Below are 16,927 nucleotides of genomic sequence, written 5' to 3' on the forward strand. Positions count from 1 at the left end.
TGAACAGTTCTAGAAACCACTCTCACGCACGCCCAGCGCCGCCAACCGGCGCCAGGCTGCCTCCAGCAACGACTCGCGGGCACCGTCGAGCACCACCACTCCGCGCAGCGGCTGAGCAACGTCGGCGATTGTTGTCATTGGGCTCAGCCATACGCCGTACTGCGCATGCAGCGGCTGCGCACGCTGCTGGCTGTCGCGGCGCACGGCAATCGGGCCATGGCGATCGGAAGCCAGGGCTTCCAGTTCCAGGTAGGTCGCCCCGGTGGCATCTACCTGTTCCAGGCGTACTGGCAATGCCGCACGCAATGGATCATCGGCAATGAAGCGGCCTTCAATGCCTGCCGTCACCCGCCACAACTCGGCCTCGGCCAGGTAGCCACGCAAGCGCACCCCAGGCTCGACGATACGCCCCAGTGGCTGGGCGGTATTCAGCCATTGCCCTGGCGCCAGCCCGCCGGGCAGGTCGCGCAACACCCCGTCGTAAGGGGCGCGAAGCAGTAGCCGTTGACGCTGCGCGGCCAGGCCGCGGAATTCCGCCACCGCCTCGGCCAGTTGCTGCTCGAGCACGCCAGCGTCGCCGGCTGTGGCACTGCGCCCGGACTGCCGCCGCAGCAGCAACTGGAGAATCTGGATTTCGCGGCGAACGATCGCCTGGCGCGAATCCAGGTCCGGCGATTCCAGCTCCAGCAATAATTGGCCCTGGCTGACCTGCTGGCCATCCTGCACCAGCAACCGCTTCAAGCGCCCCGCCAGCGGGGCGTGCAAGGCACTCACGCGGGACGCTTCGAGCATTGCCGGCACTTCCACCGCCCCGCGCCACGGCACTACCAGCAGCGCCAGCAGCAGCAACAGCCCAAGGCCATTGCGCAAGGCCTTGCGTGGCTGCGCCTGGCCGCGCCGCTGCCACCACTGCTGCAGCTCCTTGCACACTGGCAGGCCGATGAACCACGCCAGTTCGACCAGCATCAGGAAAATGCCCAGCAGCTTGAAAAACAGGTGGTACACCGCCAGGGCGATACCGAAGAACAGCACTGCACGCCACAACCAGGCACCATAGCCCCACACCAGCAGGCGCTTGTGCATGCCTTCGGGCCAAGGCTCGGGTTTTGCATCGCCGTAGCCGAACAGCGCCTCGCGCAGGCGCCAGCGGCACAGGGCGAAGGCGCGTTGCTGCAGGTTCTCGACGCCCCACAGGTCACTGACCAGGAAATACCCGTCGAAGCGCATGAACGGGTTGAGGTTGACCAGCAAGGTAGTCATCCAGGTGGCACTGGCGAGCATGAACGCTGCCGTGCGCAGCGGCCCATCCGGCAGCAGCGACCAGGCCAGCAGGGCCAGCACCGCCAGGACCAGTTCGGCGAAGATGCCCCCGGCATCGATCAGCAGCCGCGAGCGCCGATCGCTTACCCGCCACGCATCACTGACGTCGGTGTAGAACATCGGCAGCATCACCATGAACGCCAACCCCATGCTCTGCACCCGACAGCCGGCCCGCTTGGCCATGTAGGCATGGCCGAACTCGTGGCAGAGCTTGGCAAAGGCCAGCGCCAGGCCGAAGACGAGCATGCCGCCCAGGCTGAACAGGTGCGGGAAGGTGGCGATGAAACGCGACCAGTCGCGGGCCATCAGGAATATGCCGAGGACCAGCAAGGTAGGCAGACCGAAGCGCAGCAGCCAGCCGCCATGGCGCTCGAGTAGTGGCCAACTGCGATTGAGGAAGGCGTCCGGACGCCACAACGGGATACGGAAGAACAAGTACTGGTGCAGCGCCTTCTTCCAGACGCTCTGCCGGGTGGCCGCAGCTTTGCTGGCGTAGCTTTGACGCTGGTCGGCATCCTGCGCGGTCAGCAGGTCATGTTGACCAAGGAACGCGCGCAGCGTGTCCAGCTCGTCAGCCTGCAGCCTCGCGCCTGGTTCGGCATTGGCCGCCGCCAGTACCCGTTGCGGATCGCCCAGGCCCCAGTGGTGCAACAAGCGCACCGCGGCTGCGCCGAGCTTGAAGTAACGACCGCGTAGCGGGTCGGCCAAGGTCCATTGCGCTGAACCGTCCAGCGCCGGGGCAGCCGGTGACAGTTGCAGGTCGGCGCGCAGGGCGGGCAGCATCACCAGCCCAGCCCTTGGCGCACAGCTGCCAGCGGGCGGCGCAGCAGGTAATAGGCCAGCGGCGCCCGCTCGCCATACAGCTTGGCGGTGCCGCGCAGGCCAATGCGTGGCGGCGCCTCGACGAACGCCGCATCCAGCCGATAGGCCAACTGCCCTGCTGCCGTAGCCTGGGCTTCGTAGGCGGCACGCTCGAGCTGCGCGGGGTGCCGGTGCAACGGATCGCTGTCCAGGAACAGCGCCACCTCGGCCCCCGGTTGCAGGGCGATGGCGTCGCCCACCGGCAACTCCATGCGCAGCTCGGCCTTGGCCGGGTCGGCCAGTTGCAGCAGGCGCTCGCCGGTCTGCACCGGTTTGCCAGTCCAGCGCTGGGCATCGGCGAACACGGCAATGCCATCCCGCTCGGCGCGGACTTCGCTGCGGGCCAGCAACTGCCGGGCGTAGTCGAGTTCGGCGCGCTTCTGCTCCACCCGTGCAGCCAGCAGGTCAAGGCGCGCGCTGGAATCAGCATCGGAGAACGCACGCTGAGTGCTGGCCTTGAGCTCGGCCTCGGCAACGCCCAAGGTACGCTCGGCAACATCGGCTTGCGCCTTGAGCGAGGTGTCATCGAAACGCACCAGCAGTTCACCGGCGGTCACCGTCTGGTTGGGTTTGACCCGGAACTCGGCAATGACGCCGTCCAGCGGCGCGGCCACCACCCGACCACCGCGCGGCACCACCTCGGCAGGCGCCAGCACCGACTGACGTACCGGTATGCACAGCACCACCACGGCCACCGCCACCAGCGCCAGCAGGCGCCGCCGTGGCCAGCGCAGGCGCCAGGGGCGCGCCGGGCGCAAGGCCTGCCAGGCATGCCCATAGGTTTCTGCCAGGTGCAGCAGCAGGGCCTGCTCGGCAGCGTTGAACGGGATATCGCGAGCCAGCCACAGGCCGCCGAAGGTTTGCCCTTCACGGTTGTGCAACGGCAACCAGAAGGCCTGCGCAGCAGACAAAGCCTGCCAGTCGTCGCGCACCTGTGCATCGAGCATCGCCGGGTTGACCGCGGCGGCGGCATCAGCAGCACCGGCGGCCTGCAACTGCCTGGCGGCGCGCTCGACGAAAGCCACGAACGGGGCATTGCTTTCCACCACACTGACACCGGTCAATGCCTGGACCTTGCCTTCGATCAACAACGCGGCATGGCGAAAACCGAACAGCGCCTGGCCATCGTTGACCATGGCATAGGCCAACTGCTCGCTGTTGGCAGCCTGGCGAGCCTGCCGTTCCAGCCCCAGAAACCGGGCGAAGGCATGCTCAGCCATGGCGTTGGCGGCGGCCGTCATGGTTGTTCCGGGAAAATGGCCGTACCGCTCATGCCCGCCAACAGCCCTTGGGCGTCTTGCGGCAGTTGGCCAATCAGCAGCAGCGTCTGGCTGCCCTCATCGATCCGCGCCCCCACGCGCTTGACCTGCGCCTGCAACGGTCGGCCGGTTTCATCCGGGGTGAACTGGAAGGCTTGGCCGGGTTTCAGACGTGCGAGCCAGTTCGATGGCACCAGCAGCTGGATCTCCAGCGAACGGTTGTCCACCACTTCCAGCAGCGGCGCCCCGCTGGGTACGCTTTCGTGTGGCTGGGCACGGCGTTGCACCACACGACCATCGAAGGGTGCGTTGACCACGCAACGCCTGACCTGCACCTGGTACACCTGCGCTTCGGCCTGGGCCTGGGCCTGCCTGGCTTCGGCCAAGGAAACTTCGTACCGGCCGACCGACTTGAGCGCGGCCAGTTGCCGATTGTGGTCGAGCTCTTCCCTGGAAGCGCGAACTGCCGCCTGGGCAGCGTTGAGCTGGGCCTGGTAAGCGGCGCAATCGAAGCGTGCCAGGGTGCTGCCTTTCTTGAAGTCTTCGCCTTCTGCATAGGGCATCTCGACGATGCGCCCGGCCAGTTCACTGGCCAGCACCGCGTGATCGCGGGCGCGCAGCACGCCACGGGCGTTTTGCCCAGCGCCCGCAGCGCTATGCGCTGGCGTGTCCAGCAATGGATCGCCTGGTGCTTCAGCGGCAACGACCAGCGGCAACTGCAACACAGCCAAAGCCAGGGCCAGGCGGATGGCACGACGCATGGTGCACACTCCTTGTGAACTCGGTGGCCGGAGTGTACGACAAAGATGATGGCACGGATATATCACAGTGACCGGCGCTGACCTGCACCCAAGGTCATGCGCGCGCGGCTGTCAGGACACGCCACGATCTGCACCTTCGCCAGCCCCCAACAGTTGCATCAACGCCCGGTTTTCCACCGGCCGGCTAAGCAGGTAACCCTGCACTTCATGGCACTGGTCGTCGTAAAGCAAGGCCAGCTGCTCCGCGGTTTCCACGCCCTCGGCGGTGACCGTCATGCCCATCGCATTGCCCAGGTTGATGATCGCCTGTACCACGCTGCGATCACTGCTGCTGGAGCCCAGCGACTGGACGAAGCGTTTGTCGATCTTGATGCTGTCGAACGGGTAGGTACGCAGGTAACCCAGGGAGGAATAGCCGGTTCCGAAGTCATCGATGTTCAGGCGTACCCCCAGCTCCTTCAACGCGTTCATGGTCTGTAGGGCGCCTTCCACGTCATTGAGCATGACGTTCTCGGTTATCTCCAGCTCCAGGCGATGGGCAGGCAGGCCTGTGTGCCGAAGTGCTTCAGCCACGTCCCGCACCACGTCGCTGCGGCTGAACTGCGCCGGCGACATGTTGACCGAGACCAGGATCTCCAGCGGCCAGCCACGCGCCAGCGTGCACGCCTCCTGGAGTACCCAGTTGCCCAGTTGCACGATCAGGTCGGACTCCTCGGCCAGGGCAATGAAGCGGTCCGGCCGCAGCAGGCCGAGCCGTGGATGTTGCCAGCGCACCAGCGCCTCGGCAGAAGCCACCGTTACCCCGTCCACCTTGAAGCGCGGCTGGAAATGCAAGCGCAGTTCGCCACGGGCGATGCCTTCGCGCAATTCGCGCTCCAGCTCGCGTTTTTCCAGCAATGCCGAGTTCAACTGTGCCGAGAAGTAGCGCCAGGTATGCTTGCCGGCCTGTTTCGCGCTGTACAAGGCGACATCGGCATAGCGGATCAGTGCACTGGCGGAACCGGGATACTCTGCGGACAACACCACCCCGAGGCTGACCCCGATCTGGACCTTGTGTTGTTCGAAGGTGATCGGGCGCTTGAGGGTTTCGATGACCCGCGCGCAAAAGCGGTCCACTTCATCGTGAGTGCCTGGCCGGGCCAGGACGATGACGAATTCGTCACCGCCCAGGCGTGCCACCAGGTCAGTGTCGCGGGTCACCTGCCCTAGCCGGCGGGCCACTTCGATCAGCACGGCGTCCCCGGCCGGGTGGCCGAGGCTGTCGTTGATCGGCTTGAAATTGTCCAGGTCGAGCATCAGCAACGCCTGCTCCGCGCCCCTGGCATCATCAAGGAAGCGGAACAGCTTGTTGCGGTTGGGCAGGCCGGTGAGCGCATCGTGCAGCGACAGGTGCTGGACCTGCGCATGGGCCGCCACTTCGTCGGTGATATCCGTACAGGTACCGCGGAACCCCCGGCAGGTCTTGTGCTCGATGATGGCCTTGGCGGCGACCCGGCACTCTCGCCGTTGCTCATGATGATCACGGTACTGGCAACGCAGGTTGCCGGTCGATTCGCTGCCGGCGAGGCCGTGCAGCCAGGTCTCGACCTGGCCGGTATCACAATCGAACAGGTCACTGATGGGGCGCTGCAGCCACCGCTCCAGGGTATGCCCGGTCAGCTCGGTAAAACGCGGTGAAAGATAGGTCAGGCGCTGCTGCGCATCGGTTTCCCAGATCCAGTCCGATGCTGCCTCGGCCACTGCCTTGAAGCGCGCTTCACTGGACTCCAGGGCGGCTTTCGAGGCAGCCAGCGCGTGGTGGCTACGGTCCATGCTGGCAGTGGCGCGCATGGCATAGCGGGCGAACAGCACCATGACCAGCGCGATGATCAGCAACGCCAGGGCCAGGGGCAACAGTACCGTCTCGAGCAGGTCCGTCCCCGGCTGATCGATATGCCAGGTCAGGGCGTAGCCACTGTCCTCCAGCGCCAAGCGCCCCTGGTCTGCCTGCACCTGGCTTGCGGCAACCACGGCAAAACCGGCCAGCCCGGCGGAGCGCCCCAGTTGACCGAGCACCTTCGGGCTGAGCACCCGCACGAAGACCAGCACTGCTCCAGAGGCCGGCAGCGGGTGCCGGGCCGAGGACGGGCGGATGAGCGCTGCGGTGTACAGCGCCGGCTGGCCATCGAACACCAGGTAGCCGGAGGCCGCCTGTTCCTCTTGCGTCGTCGCCTGCCGGGCCCGTTGCAGAACCTGGGCGCGGCTGGCGCTGTGGCGTTCGAAGCCGTGTTCACTGAGGCGCCCTTCCAGCATCGCGTAGTGGGTGCCATCGTCACCCAGGACGAATACCCCTTCATAACCGTCGGTGCTGTAGAGCGTTTCGCCCAGGTTATCCTCGTCGTAGGCCCACTGCCGGTCCACGCGGTCGGCCAAGTGATCGTAGGCGGCTTGCCACACGGCATAGGAGACCAGGTAGTTGCGCTCGTTCTTCTGCAATTGTGCCAGCGCCGACTCGGCATGAAACCGGCTCTGTGCTCGTTCGCGTGCATCCAGTGACTCGGCGATGCGGTACAAGGAAACCAGGCCCAGTAGCAATATCAACAACAGCAGGCTGGAAAAGACCAGCGTCAACTGCCGAACCACCTGACTGCGCGACGAATTACTACCGAAGGTTGCATCCATTCAGTGGGCGCCTTTTACCGGATTCCGAAGAGTGGACTGTCAGCAATTGGCTGCTGATCGATCCGGTCGACGACCGGACGCCAGACTCCCGGGAAATCATGCAGACTCGAACGAAACCTCAAAGGACCCGTTTGATCAACGGCTCCAACCGACTGAAGCGTAGCCGACGCAAGAGCGTGCGTACTTCCTTCGGATGCTCAGCCTTGCTCCCCAGCGCTTGCACCGGGTCGATCTGCGGCGCATGCCGGCGCAATGCGGCCAGCTCGGCCTCCCGGGGCACCTGCCATTCGCCGTGCGGGTCATCGATGAGCAGGCCATTCTCCAGGTCCAGGTTGAAGCCGCGTGGGTTGAGGTTATTGCCGGTCAACAACGAATAGCGTTGGTCGACCCACACCCCCTTGGCATGGAAGGTATGCCCAGGGTCGTTCCAGATCCGTACCTGCAACTGGCCGCTGGCAATCGCGGCGTGGCGACGCCGGGCGAAGGCACGCAGGTTGTCCTCATACAGATAAGGCAAGGCACCACTGGCACTGAACGGTTCACCGGGGGCGATATAGAAGTCGTTGGCGGTACGGTCGCCGACGATCAGTTCTACCCGCACGCCTCGCTCCAGCGCATGATCGAGCTCACGCATCAACACCCGTGGCGGGTTGAAATATGGCGTGCTGATGATGACCTGGCGACGCGCCGCCGCCAGCAAGGCACACACTGCCCGGTTCAGTGGGTTGCCACGGCCCACGCCCAGCAGCGGAATCACGCGCAGGCCTTGCCCCGGCACACTGGCCGGTGCGTCATAAGCCATGCGCCGCAGCCGCGCACGCAAGCGCCGGATATCGCTGCGCAGGCTGCGGGTGGAAGGCTGGGCCGGCAGGTCCAGGCGCGGCGTCGCGGTGTGATGCAACAGGCGCCGGACCAGGTCGACCATGGCGTCGGCAAGCGCTGGCGAGTGGAACAGGTGGTAGCGGTCCAGGCGGTAGCGGTCGAAGCGGTGCAGGTAGACGTTGTTCAGGCTGGCGCCGGTGTAGATCACGCAGTCGTCGATGATGCTGCCCTTCAGGTGCAGCACACCGAACAGCTCGCGGGTTTGCACCGGCACGCCATGGATCACGATATCCAGCCCGTGCTGCTGGCGCTGGGCCTGATACCAGGCGGCATTACCCGGCTGGCGGCCAGCGCCCAGCAAGCCGCGCCGGGCACGGAACCAGTCGACCACGATGGTGATATCCAGGCCTGGCCGTGCGGCCTTGGCCTGGTACAAGGCATCCAGCACCTCCTGGCCTGCCTCGTCTTGCTGCAGGTATAGCGCGACGATGACAATGCGTCGGGTCGCTGCGCGGATCTGCTCGAGCAGGCAAGCGTGATAGGCCTTGGCATCGGCCAATACCTGGATCGACTCAGGCGCCAGGGCGTAGCCTGGCAAACCTGCCAACAGGGTTTCGGGGGTCACTGACGATTACCTTCTCTGTGCAATCACTGTCATGCATCAGCTTGCACAGGAACGGCGCAATGGTCCAGCGCCGCGCGAAAAGGGGCGCCAGGCGCCCCTGCACTGCAACACCGTTACTTCAGGTCGAACCGGTCCAGCTCCATGACCTTCTCCCAGGCTGCCACAAAGTCCTTGACGAACTTTTCACCGCCATCACTGCTGCCATACACCTCGCTCAACGCCCGCAACTGAGCATGCGAGCCAAATACCAGGTCGACCCGGCTGGCGCTCCATTTCACCTGCCCGGTCTTGCGGTCACGGCCTTCGAACGCCTCGTTGTCAGCCGATGTCGCCTTCCATTCCACGCCCATGTCGAGCAGGTTGCGGAAGAAATCGTTGCTCAGGGTGCCGACCTTGTCGGTGAATACGCCCTGCTGGTTGCCGCCATGGTTGGCACCGAGCACGCGCAGGCCGCCAATCAGCACGGTCAGTTCAGGGGCCGTGAGGGTCAGCAGCTGGGCCTTGTCCAGCAGCAGCTTTTCGGCCTTGACGCTGTAGCGGGCCTTGGTGAAGTTGCGGAAGCCATCGGCCAGCGGCTCCAGCACAGCGAAGGACTCGACGTCGGTCTGCGCCTGCGAAGCGTCGGCACGCCCCGGACGGAAGGCCACGCTGAGGTCGTGCCCGGCATCCCTGGCAGCCTTTTCCACCGCGGCCGCGCCGGCGAGGACGATCAGGTCGGCCAGGGAGATTTTCTTGCCGCCGGCATTGAACTCGGCCTGGATCTGCTCCAGCGCCGCCAGCACCTTGCCGGTGCCCTGGTTGGCCGGCCAGTCTTTCTGCGGTGCCAGGCGCAGGCGACCACCGTTGGCCCCGCCACGCTTGTCCGAGCCGCGGAAGGTCGACGCGGCCGCCCAGGCGGTGGCCACCAGCTCGCCGACGCTCAGGCCTGCGGCCAGTACCTTGGCCTTGAGTGCAGCAATGTCCTGCTCGCCCACCAACGGGTGGTCGACTTTGGGAATAGGGTCTTGCCACAGCAGCTCTTCGTCGGGCATTTCCGGGCCCAGGTAGCGCGCCAGCGGCCCCATGTCACGGTGAATCAGTTTGTACCAGGCGCGAGCGAAAGCGTCTGCAAGCTGCTCGGGGTTGTCCTTGAAGCGGCGGGCGATCGGCTCGTAGATCGGGTCGAAGCGCAGCGCCAGGTCGGAGGTGAGCATGGACGGCGCGTGGCGCTTGCCCGGGTCGTGAGCATCCGGCACGGTGCCTGCGCCTTTGCCGTCTTTCGGCCGCCACTGGTGCGCGCCTGCCGGGCTCTTGGTCAGTTCCCATTCGAAGTTGAACAGGTTGTTGAGGTACTCGTTGCTCCAGCGGGTGGGGGTGGAGGTCCAGGTGACCTCCAGACCGCTGGTGATGGTGTCTGCACCTTTACCCGTACCGAATCGGTTGGCCCAGCCCAGGCCTTGCAGTTCCAGACCGGCCGCTTCCGGCTCGGCACCGACATTGTCGGCAGGGCCGGCGCCGTGGGTCTTGCCGAAGGCATGCCCGCCGGCGATCAGGGCCACGGTTTCTTCATCGTTCATGGCCATGCGACCGAAGGTTTCGCGGATATCCCGGCCCGAAGCGACCGGGTCGGGGTTACCGTCCGGGCCTTCCGGGTTCACGTAGATCAGGCCCATCTGCACCGCGGCCAACGGGTTTTCCAGGTTGCGTTCACCACTCAGTTCGCGGCTTTGCTCCTCCGGGTGCTTCGCTGGTTCGGCGACCAGGTCACCCTGGCCCGGCGGTTGGGCCTTGACCTGTTCCTTGCCATAACGAAGGTCACCGCCCAGCCAGACCTTTTCCGAACCCCAGTACACATCTTCATCCGGCTCCCAAACATCGGCACGGCCACCGGAAAAGCCGAAGGTCTTGAAGCCCATGGATTCAAGTGCGACGTTGCCGGTGAGCACGATCAGGTCGGCCCAGGAAATCTTGTTGCCGTATTTCTGCTTGATCGGCCACAGCAGCCGTCGGGCTTTATCCAGGCTGACGTTGTCCGGCCAGCTGTTGAGCGGGGCGAAGCGCTGCTGGCCAGAGCCAGCACCGCCGCGGCCATCGCCGATGCGGTAGGTACCGGCGCTGTGCCAGGCCATGCGGATGAACAGCGGCCCGTAATGGCCGAAGTCGGCGGGCCACCAGTCCTGGGAATCGGTCATCAGGGCGGTCAGGTCTTGCTTCAGGGCCTGGAAGTCGAGGCTTTTGAACGCCTTGGCATAATCGAAACCCGGGTCCATCGGGTCGGACTTGGAGGAATGCTGGTGGAGAATTCTCAGGTTGAGCTGGTCAGGCCACCAGTCACGGTTGGTGGTGCCGCCACCTGCGGTTTGATGCAACGGGCATTTCGATGCGTTCGACATCTGCGTGTACCTTCGGGTCGTTTATCCAGAGTTCCGGTCTGTGCCAGGTATTCTTTCAGCCGAGCGCGTGCGCTCGTGCTGCCCCTTATCAGGTCTGTACGAGGGCTTGCGAAACTGCCACGGCAAACGACTGCGGTCTTGCACGCAAGTGCTGACACACCGCCCGCTGGCGCAATTGGCGAAGCCAGATAAAAGACTAGCCGAGCTTGGGCAGAGAGCTAATAGAGTGACTGTTAGAGCCTGATAGCCTGGCTCTGTCACCTTGCAGGTTCGCCGGCCTTCCAGCGCAAGGGATCGCCCTGGCAACTCGAACCCCCGAAGCGTGGCGTGTTCTGTATGGTTAGCGGCCAGGCATCAGCAGATTTCCGGAGACAAGCATGTTGCGTATTTTTGAACGATGGCTCGACCCCTTTCCCCCCGACGAAGTGCCACCACCACCGGTGGGCCTGTTGCGGTTCATGTGGGCCTGCACCCGCGGCGCACGCGGCTACATCCTGGCGCTGGCATTGCTCAGCGCCGCGGTGTCGATCTACGAAGCCTGGCTGTTCGCCTTCCTCGGCCAGGTGGTCGACCTGCTTGCAGCCTGGCAGGCTGGTGACCCGGCCAGCCCGCAGGAAAGTCACGTACTGTGGGGGATCGGCATCGTCCTGCTGACCAGCATCGGGCTGGTGGCATTGCGCACGATGGTCCAGCACCAGGTACTGGCGATCAATTTGCCGTTGCGCCTGCGCTGGGATTTCCACCGGCTGATGCTGCGCCAGAGCCTGTCCTTCTTTTCCGACGAGTTCTCCGGCAGGGTCACCACCAAGGTGATGCAGACGGCACTGGCGGTGCGTGAAGTGTTGTTCACCATCATCGAGATCCTGCCCGGCATCGGCGTGTACTTCATTGCGATCATTGCCCTGGCCGGCGGCTTTGCCGTGAAGCTGATGCTGCCGTTCATGGCCTGGGTGCTCCTGTTCGGCCTGGCCATGCTCTATTTCGTACCGCGCCTGGGCAAGGTCGGGCAGGAACAGGCCCATGCGCGGTCGTCGATGACCGGGCGCGTGTCCGACGCCTACACCAACATCACCACGGTCAAGCTGTTCTCGCATTCCAAACGGGAAGCGCACTTCGCGCGTGCCGCCATGGAGGATTTCAAGCACACCGGCTTTCGCCAGATGCGCCTGGTCAGCCAGTTCGAAATCGTCAACCAGGCGCTGGTGGTGGGCCTGATCCTGGGGGCCGGCGGCTATGCCCTGTGGCTCTGGCACCAGGGCCAGGTCGGCACCGGCGCGGTGGCGGCAATAACCGCCATGGCCCTGCGTATCAACGGCATGTCGCACTGGATCATGTGGCAAATGACCTCGCTGTTCGAAAACATCGGCACCGTGCAGGACGGCATGGACACCCTGACCCGTGGCCCCAAGGTGCAGGATGCGCCGGACGCGGGCGAGCTGGTCACCCGCGGCGGCGCGGTGACCTTCGACAAGGTCAGTTTCAACTACAACGGCGAGCGCCAGGTGCTCAACGACCTGAGCCTGCACATCCACCCTGGTGAGAAGGTCGGCCTGGTGGGCCGCTCCGGCGCCGGCAAGTCCACGCTGATCAACCTGCTGCTGCGTTTCCATGACGTGGACAGTGGCGAAATCCGCATCGACGGGCAGAACATCGCCCGGGTTACCCAGGACAGCCTGCGCAGCGCCATCGGCATGGTCACCCAGGACACCTCGCTGTTGCACCGCTCGATTCGCGACAACATCGCCTATGGCCGCCCCGATGCGACCGAGGCGCAGATCCGCGCCGCTGCGGTGAATGCGCAGGCCGACGGGTTCATCAGCCAGCTCAGCGACCGCCAGGGCCACAGCGGCTATGACACGCTGGTGGGCGAGCGCGGCATCAAGCTGTCCGGCGGCCAGCGCCAGCGCATCGCGATTGCCCGGGTGATGTTGAAGAATGCGCCGATCCTGTTGCTGGACGAAGCCACCAGCGCGCTGGATTCGGAAGTGGAAGTGGCGATCCAGGAAAGCCTGGATGAAATGATGCAGGGCAAGACCGTCATTGCCATCGCCCACCGCTTGTCGACCATCGCCGCCATGGACCGGCTGATCGTCATGGATGAAGGGCGCATCATCGAGCAAGGTACCCATGCGCAGTTGCTGGCGAAGAACGGGACGTATGCACGCTTGTGGCAGCACCAGAGTGGCGGGTTCCTGGGCGAGGACCAAGGCGTGGCCGAAGCGGTGGAATAGGCCCAGGGCGGCGGCATGGTAGATGGCACCGTACCGCCCGCTTCCCAGCCTGACCAAACACAGGCGAAGGCCGGCGCAGCACCGGGTCGAACGGGTTGATCCGCTCACCTGTCGCCGCCGCCTCGCGCTTGAGCAGTGCCACCACGGTCGGTATGCGGTTGGCCGCCACTGATGGTCGCCACGCTCAGGGCGCCACTGAGGTCGCGGCAGTACTTGCTGGAACGGCCGTCAGTTCAATCCAGCACCGGCCGCAACAACGCCTGCGCCTCATACAGTCTGGGCAAGTAGCGCAAGCGCATTTCATCCACACTCAACCGCGAAGCATCGGTGGTAATGGTCAGCGTCGCTTTCAATTTGCCGGCGCGGTCCAGTAGCGGCACGCCCAACACGCGCATGCCGATTTCAAATTCCTGGTCGACGATGCAGAACCCCTGCTCCCGGACTCGCAGTAGCTCCGTTTGCAGTAGCCCGCAGTCCGTCTGGGTATAAGGCGTCAACGCCCGTAGCGGGTTGCGCGCCATGTAATCATCCCGCGCCTGCTCGTCCAGCCAGGCCAGCCATATCCGCCCACCGGCCGTGCAATACATCGGCACCCGCGAGCCCGGCCGGATCGACAACGAGGCCACATGGCTGTAGCGGCTGCGCACCAGGTGAATGATTTCGTCGCCATCACGGGTACCCACCGACACATGCTCCTGGGTCTGCCGTGCCACCTGCTCGACGATCGGCCGCAGCATGCGCGGCAATTGCGCCGAGTCCACATAGGCCTGGCCAAGGCGCAAGGCCTTGGGTGTCAGCCAGTACTCGCGGTTATCGGTTGCGGCAAACCCCTCGTGCACCAAGGTCAGCAAGAAGCGTCGGGCGGCACTGGGGGTAAGGCCGGACAACCTGGCCGCCTGCGGCACGCTCAGGCGCGGCTGCTCGGCGCTGAACAACTGCATCAAGGCCAGGCCTTTCTGCAAACCCGCGATCAGGTCGCGGGGATGGATCACTGAAGTGTTCATTCAATCGACTCGCAGACTGGAAATACCGCAACCGATGCGATAAACGGACCGGCAGTGCGATTATCGCATCAAAACGGTGACGAGCGCATTGTTGCCGGTTCCTCTCTGCCTCACCCTTGCCTCCATGACAACGCCAAATAAGGAGGTCAGCATGATTCGTGGTTCCACTGAACTGGTCGCCATCGTCGGTTCGCCCATCACCCAGGTGAAGTCCCCCGAGAACTTCAACAACTGGTTCGCCAACAACAATTGCAATCTCGCCATGCTGCCCATCGACCTGCAGGCAAGCGCGCTCGATGCGTTCATCGGCACCCTGCGTGGCTGGCACAACCTGCGCGGTTGCGTGGTCACCGTGCCGCACAAGCAGGCCCTGGCCAGCCGCCTGGACGACCTGAGCCAACGCGCAGCCGCCTTGGGTTCGGTCAACGTGATTCGCCGCGAGCGTGACGGCCGCTTGCTCGGCGACAACGTCGACGGTGCCGGCTTCCTCGGCGCCGCACGCAAACATGGCTTCGAGCCGGCGGGCAAGCGTGCGTTGGTAGTCGGATGTGGCGGGGTCGGCAGCGCCATCGCCTACGCCTTGGGCGCAGCGGGCATCGCCAGCGTGGCGCTCAGCGACCCCTGCTCGGCCCGTATGGGCGCAATGTGCGAACTGCTCGGCCAAGCCTTCCCCAAGGTCGCACTCGCCACCCGGGTCGACGGCCTGGAAAGCTTCGATCTGCTGGTCAACGCCTCCCCCGTCGGCATGGGCGACAACGCAGCGCTGCCGCTGCCGGCCGCCCTGCTCGCCACCTTGCAGCCAGCCACGCTGGTCGCCGACGTAGTCACCTCGCCGGAAATCACGCCGCTGCTGAAACGCGCACGCGAAGTCGGCTGCACGGTCCAGACGGGCTCGGAAATGGCCTTCGCCCAACTCGGCCACCTGGGCGCCTTCATGGGTGTAACACCGCTGGAGATCTGAGCCATGCCAACACTTGAACACGCGCAGCATCAGTTTGACCTGGTCGTGCTGGGCAGCGGCGCCGCTGGCTTTGCCGCGGCCACCACAGCTGCCTGCCTTGGCCTGAAGGTACTGGTGGTGGAAAAAGCCGCGCAGTTTGGTGGCACCTCGGCCATTTCCGGCGGGGCGGTGTGGCTGTATGGCACCGATCAGGCCCGCGCTGCCGGGGCCGATGACTCCCCCGAAGCTATCCGCAGCTACCTACGGCATGTGATCGGCGACGGCTACGACCCCGTCCTCGTCGACGCCTTCATCGAACACGGCCACCAGGCGCTGCGCTGGCTGGAGCAGCACAGCGAATTGCGCTATGCGCTGCGCCCGCATTCGCCCGACTATTACCCGGACGCCCCTGGCGCCACCCAGTTCGGCCGGGCGCTGGAGATGCTCGAGTATGACGGCACGCGCCTTGGGCAGCGCTTCAAGGACCTGCGAATGCCCCCGCCAGGCATGCTGCTGTTCGGCGGCATGATGGTCAACCGCGTGGACATCCAGCACTTCCTCAGCATGCGCCGTTCGCCCCGGTCACTGTGGCACTGCCTGAAGCTGATGGCCCGCTACGCGGGTGACCGCCTGCGGCACCATCGCGGTACGCGGCTTACCACCGGTAACGCCTTGATCGCCCGCCTGGCGACCAGCGCCTTCGAGCATGGCGCCCAGCTGTGGTTGCGCAGCGACGCGTTGGAGCTGATCGTCGAACGCGGCGCCGTCATCGGCGTGGTGGTACAACGTGAAGGGCGCGTCGAACGGGTGCTGGCCCGTGGCGGCGTGGTGTGCGCGATGGGCGGGTTCGCTGCCGGCGCGTTGGCCGCCAGCTACCGGCCCACCCAGCAAGGGCCGCACCTGAGCATGTCACCACCTGGCAATGACGGCGCAGCCCTGCGTCTTGCTCAGGCGGTCGCCGCGGCCCAGGGCCAGGGCCTGGCGGCCAACTTCTTCTGGGCGCCGGTGTCCGAGCTGCGCCATGCCAACGGCGAGCGCGAACGCTTTCCCCACCTGGTCACCGACCGTGCCAAGCCGGGGGTGATCGCGGTGACCACGGACGGGCGGCGCTTCGTCAACGAATCCGACTCCTACCACCATTTCGTCCACACCATGCTCGCCAACGGTATCGCCAGTTGCTGGCTGGTCTGTGATGCCGCGGCGATGGACCGCTACGGCCTGGGCCTGGCGCGGCCCAAGCCGGTCAACAACCAGGCACTGATCGACGCCGGCTACCTGCACCGCGCACCTACCGCGCAAGCGCTGGCCCAGGCCATTGGCGCCGACCCGCTGGTGTTCATGCAAACCCTGCAGCAATTCAACGCCGATGCACGCGATGGCATTGACCGCGCCTTCGGCAAAGGCGGCAACAGCTACAACCGCTACATGGGCGACCCACAGCACACACCCAACCCGTGCCTGGCGCCACTCGCCAGCCCGCCGTTCTACGCCATCCGCCTGCACACCGGCGACCTCGGTTCGGCCTGCGGGCTGGTGACCAACGCCCAGGCCAACGTGCTGAACCGCGACGGCCAGCCGATCACCGGGCTGTACGCTGTGGGCAACGACATGAATTCCCTGATGAAAGGCACCTATCCGGGGCCCGGCATCACCCTGGGCCCTGCCCTCACCTTCGGCTGGCTCGCAGCCAGCCACATCGCCGCGCGCCTGCAGGCGCCGACCACCGCCAAGGAGACCCCGGCATGTACTACGAACTGAGAACCTACACCCTCGACCCACTGAAAATGGCCGACTGGCTCGCCCTGTACCAAAGCCATGCACTGGAAGTTCAGCGCGAGCACCTCGGCCATCTTCTCGGCTTTTTCACCAATGAGTTCGGCGAAGCCAACCAGGTGGTGCACATCTGGGGTTACGCCAGCCTCGACGAGCGTATGGCACGCCGCGCCGCCATGGCGGCAGACCCGCGCTGGGCAGAGTTTTCACGGCGTAACCGCGAACTCGGCGCGGTGCTGCGCTTGCAGTCGCAGCTGCTGCGGCCTACCGGCTTTTCACCGCTGCAATAGCAGCTTCC

11 protein-coding genes and 1 pseudogene are annotated in these 16,927 nt (G+C 65.2%); 4 read left to right on the top strand and 8 right to left on the bottom strand.

The features are described from left to right. Positions 1-9: 9 nt before the first annotated feature. The 6 genes from ACVWZT_RS23240 to katG form a co-directional block, all read right to left on the bottom strand. Entirely contained in the window at positions 10-2,106 is a 2,097-nt protein-coding gene (locus tag ACVWZT_RS23240) for an HlyD family efflux transporter periplasmic adaptor subunit (RefSeq protein ID WP_457471654.1), read from the bottom strand. Further along, positions 2,103-3,422: an efflux RND transporter periplasmic adaptor subunit gene (locus tag ACVWZT_RS23245; protein WP_296231132.1), complete on the bottom strand. Its 1,320-nt coding sequence runs from the start codon at positions 3,420-3,422 to the stop codon at positions 2,103-2,105. The genes ACVWZT_RS23240 and ACVWZT_RS23245 overlap by 4 nt, the downstream gene beginning before the upstream one ends. Next, complete coding sequence (locus tag ACVWZT_RS23250; RefSeq protein ID WP_296231133.1) at positions 3,419-4,201, bottom strand: efflux RND transporter periplasmic adaptor subunit; 783 nt, start codon at positions 4,199-4,201, stop codon at positions 3,419-3,421. The genes ACVWZT_RS23245 and ACVWZT_RS23250 overlap by 4 nt, the downstream gene beginning before the upstream one ends. Before the next feature lie 111 nt (positions 4,202-4,312). Then, positions 4,313-6,862: a bifunctional diguanylate cyclase/phosphodiesterase gene (locus tag ACVWZT_RS23255; protein ID WP_296231134.1), complete on the bottom strand. Its 2,550-nt coding sequence runs from the start codon at positions 6,860-6,862 to the stop codon at positions 4,313-4,315. 118 nt (positions 6,863-6,980) lie between these two features. Then, complete coding sequence (pssA, locus tag ACVWZT_RS23260) at positions 6,981-8,309, bottom strand: CDP-diacylglycerol--serine O-phosphatidyltransferase (RefSeq protein ID WP_457471655.1); 1,329 nt, start codon at positions 8,307-8,309, stop codon at positions 6,981-6,983. Between the two features lie 113 nt (positions 8,310-8,422). Beyond that, a complete protein-coding gene (katG, locus tag ACVWZT_RS23265) occupies positions 8,423-10,681 on the bottom strand; it encodes a catalase/peroxidase HPI (RefSeq protein WP_457471656.1) in 2,259 nt (752 codons plus the stop codon). Positions 10,682-11,058: 377 nt separating this feature from the next. On the opposite strand from katG, the gene ACVWZT_RS23270 reads away from it, so the two are divergent. Next, positions 11,059-12,912 carry an ABC transporter ATP-binding protein gene (locus ACVWZT_RS23270; RefSeq protein WP_457471658.1) on the top strand — a complete coding sequence of 618 codons (1,854 nt, stop codon included), beginning with the start codon at positions 11,059-11,061 and terminating at the stop codon, positions 12,910-12,912. Between the two features lie 49 nt (positions 12,913-12,961). Here the strand turns inward: ACVWZT_RS23270 and ACVWZT_RS23275 are convergent. Together ACVWZT_RS23275 and ACVWZT_RS23280 are read right to left on the bottom strand one after the other, a co-directional pair. Continuing rightward, positions 12,962-13,103 (bottom strand): annotated as a pseudogene (locus ACVWZT_RS23275) (IclR family transcriptional regulator); the annotation flags it as partial. Between the two features lie 42 nt (positions 13,104-13,145). Next, on the bottom strand, positions 13,146-13,916 hold the full coding sequence (locus tag ACVWZT_RS23280; protein ID WP_457471659.1) for an IclR family transcriptional regulator domain-containing protein: 771 nt from the start codon (positions 13,914-13,916) through the stop codon (positions 13,146-13,148). A gap of 151 nt (positions 13,917-14,067) precedes the next feature. Here ACVWZT_RS23280 and ACVWZT_RS23285 point away from each other — a divergent pair, with 151 nt between their 5' ends. The 3 genes from ACVWZT_RS23285 to ACVWZT_RS23295 are packed head-to-tail and all read left to right on the top strand — an operon-like array spanning position 14,068 to position 16,919. Beyond that, positions 14,068-14,877 (top strand): shikimate dehydrogenase family protein, encoded by an 810-nt coding sequence (locus ACVWZT_RS23285; protein WP_457471660.1) that lies wholly within the window; start codon positions 14,068-14,070, stop codon positions 14,875-14,877. A gap of 3 nt (positions 14,878-14,880) precedes the next feature. Further along, positions 14,881-16,614 carry an FAD-dependent oxidoreductase gene (locus ACVWZT_RS23290; protein WP_457471661.1) on the top strand — a complete coding sequence of 578 codons (1,734 nt, stop codon included), beginning with the start codon at positions 14,881-14,883 and terminating at the stop codon, positions 16,612-16,614. Next, positions 16,599-16,919, top strand: a complete 321-nt coding sequence (locus ACVWZT_RS23295; protein ID WP_457471662.1) for an NIPSNAP family protein — start codon at positions 16,599-16,601, stop codon at positions 16,917-16,919. The genes ACVWZT_RS23290 and ACVWZT_RS23295 overlap by 16 nt, the downstream gene beginning before the upstream one ends. Positions 16,920-16,927 lie beyond the last annotated feature (8 nt).

The organism is Pseudomonas sp. TE21394, from assembly GCF_054057835.1.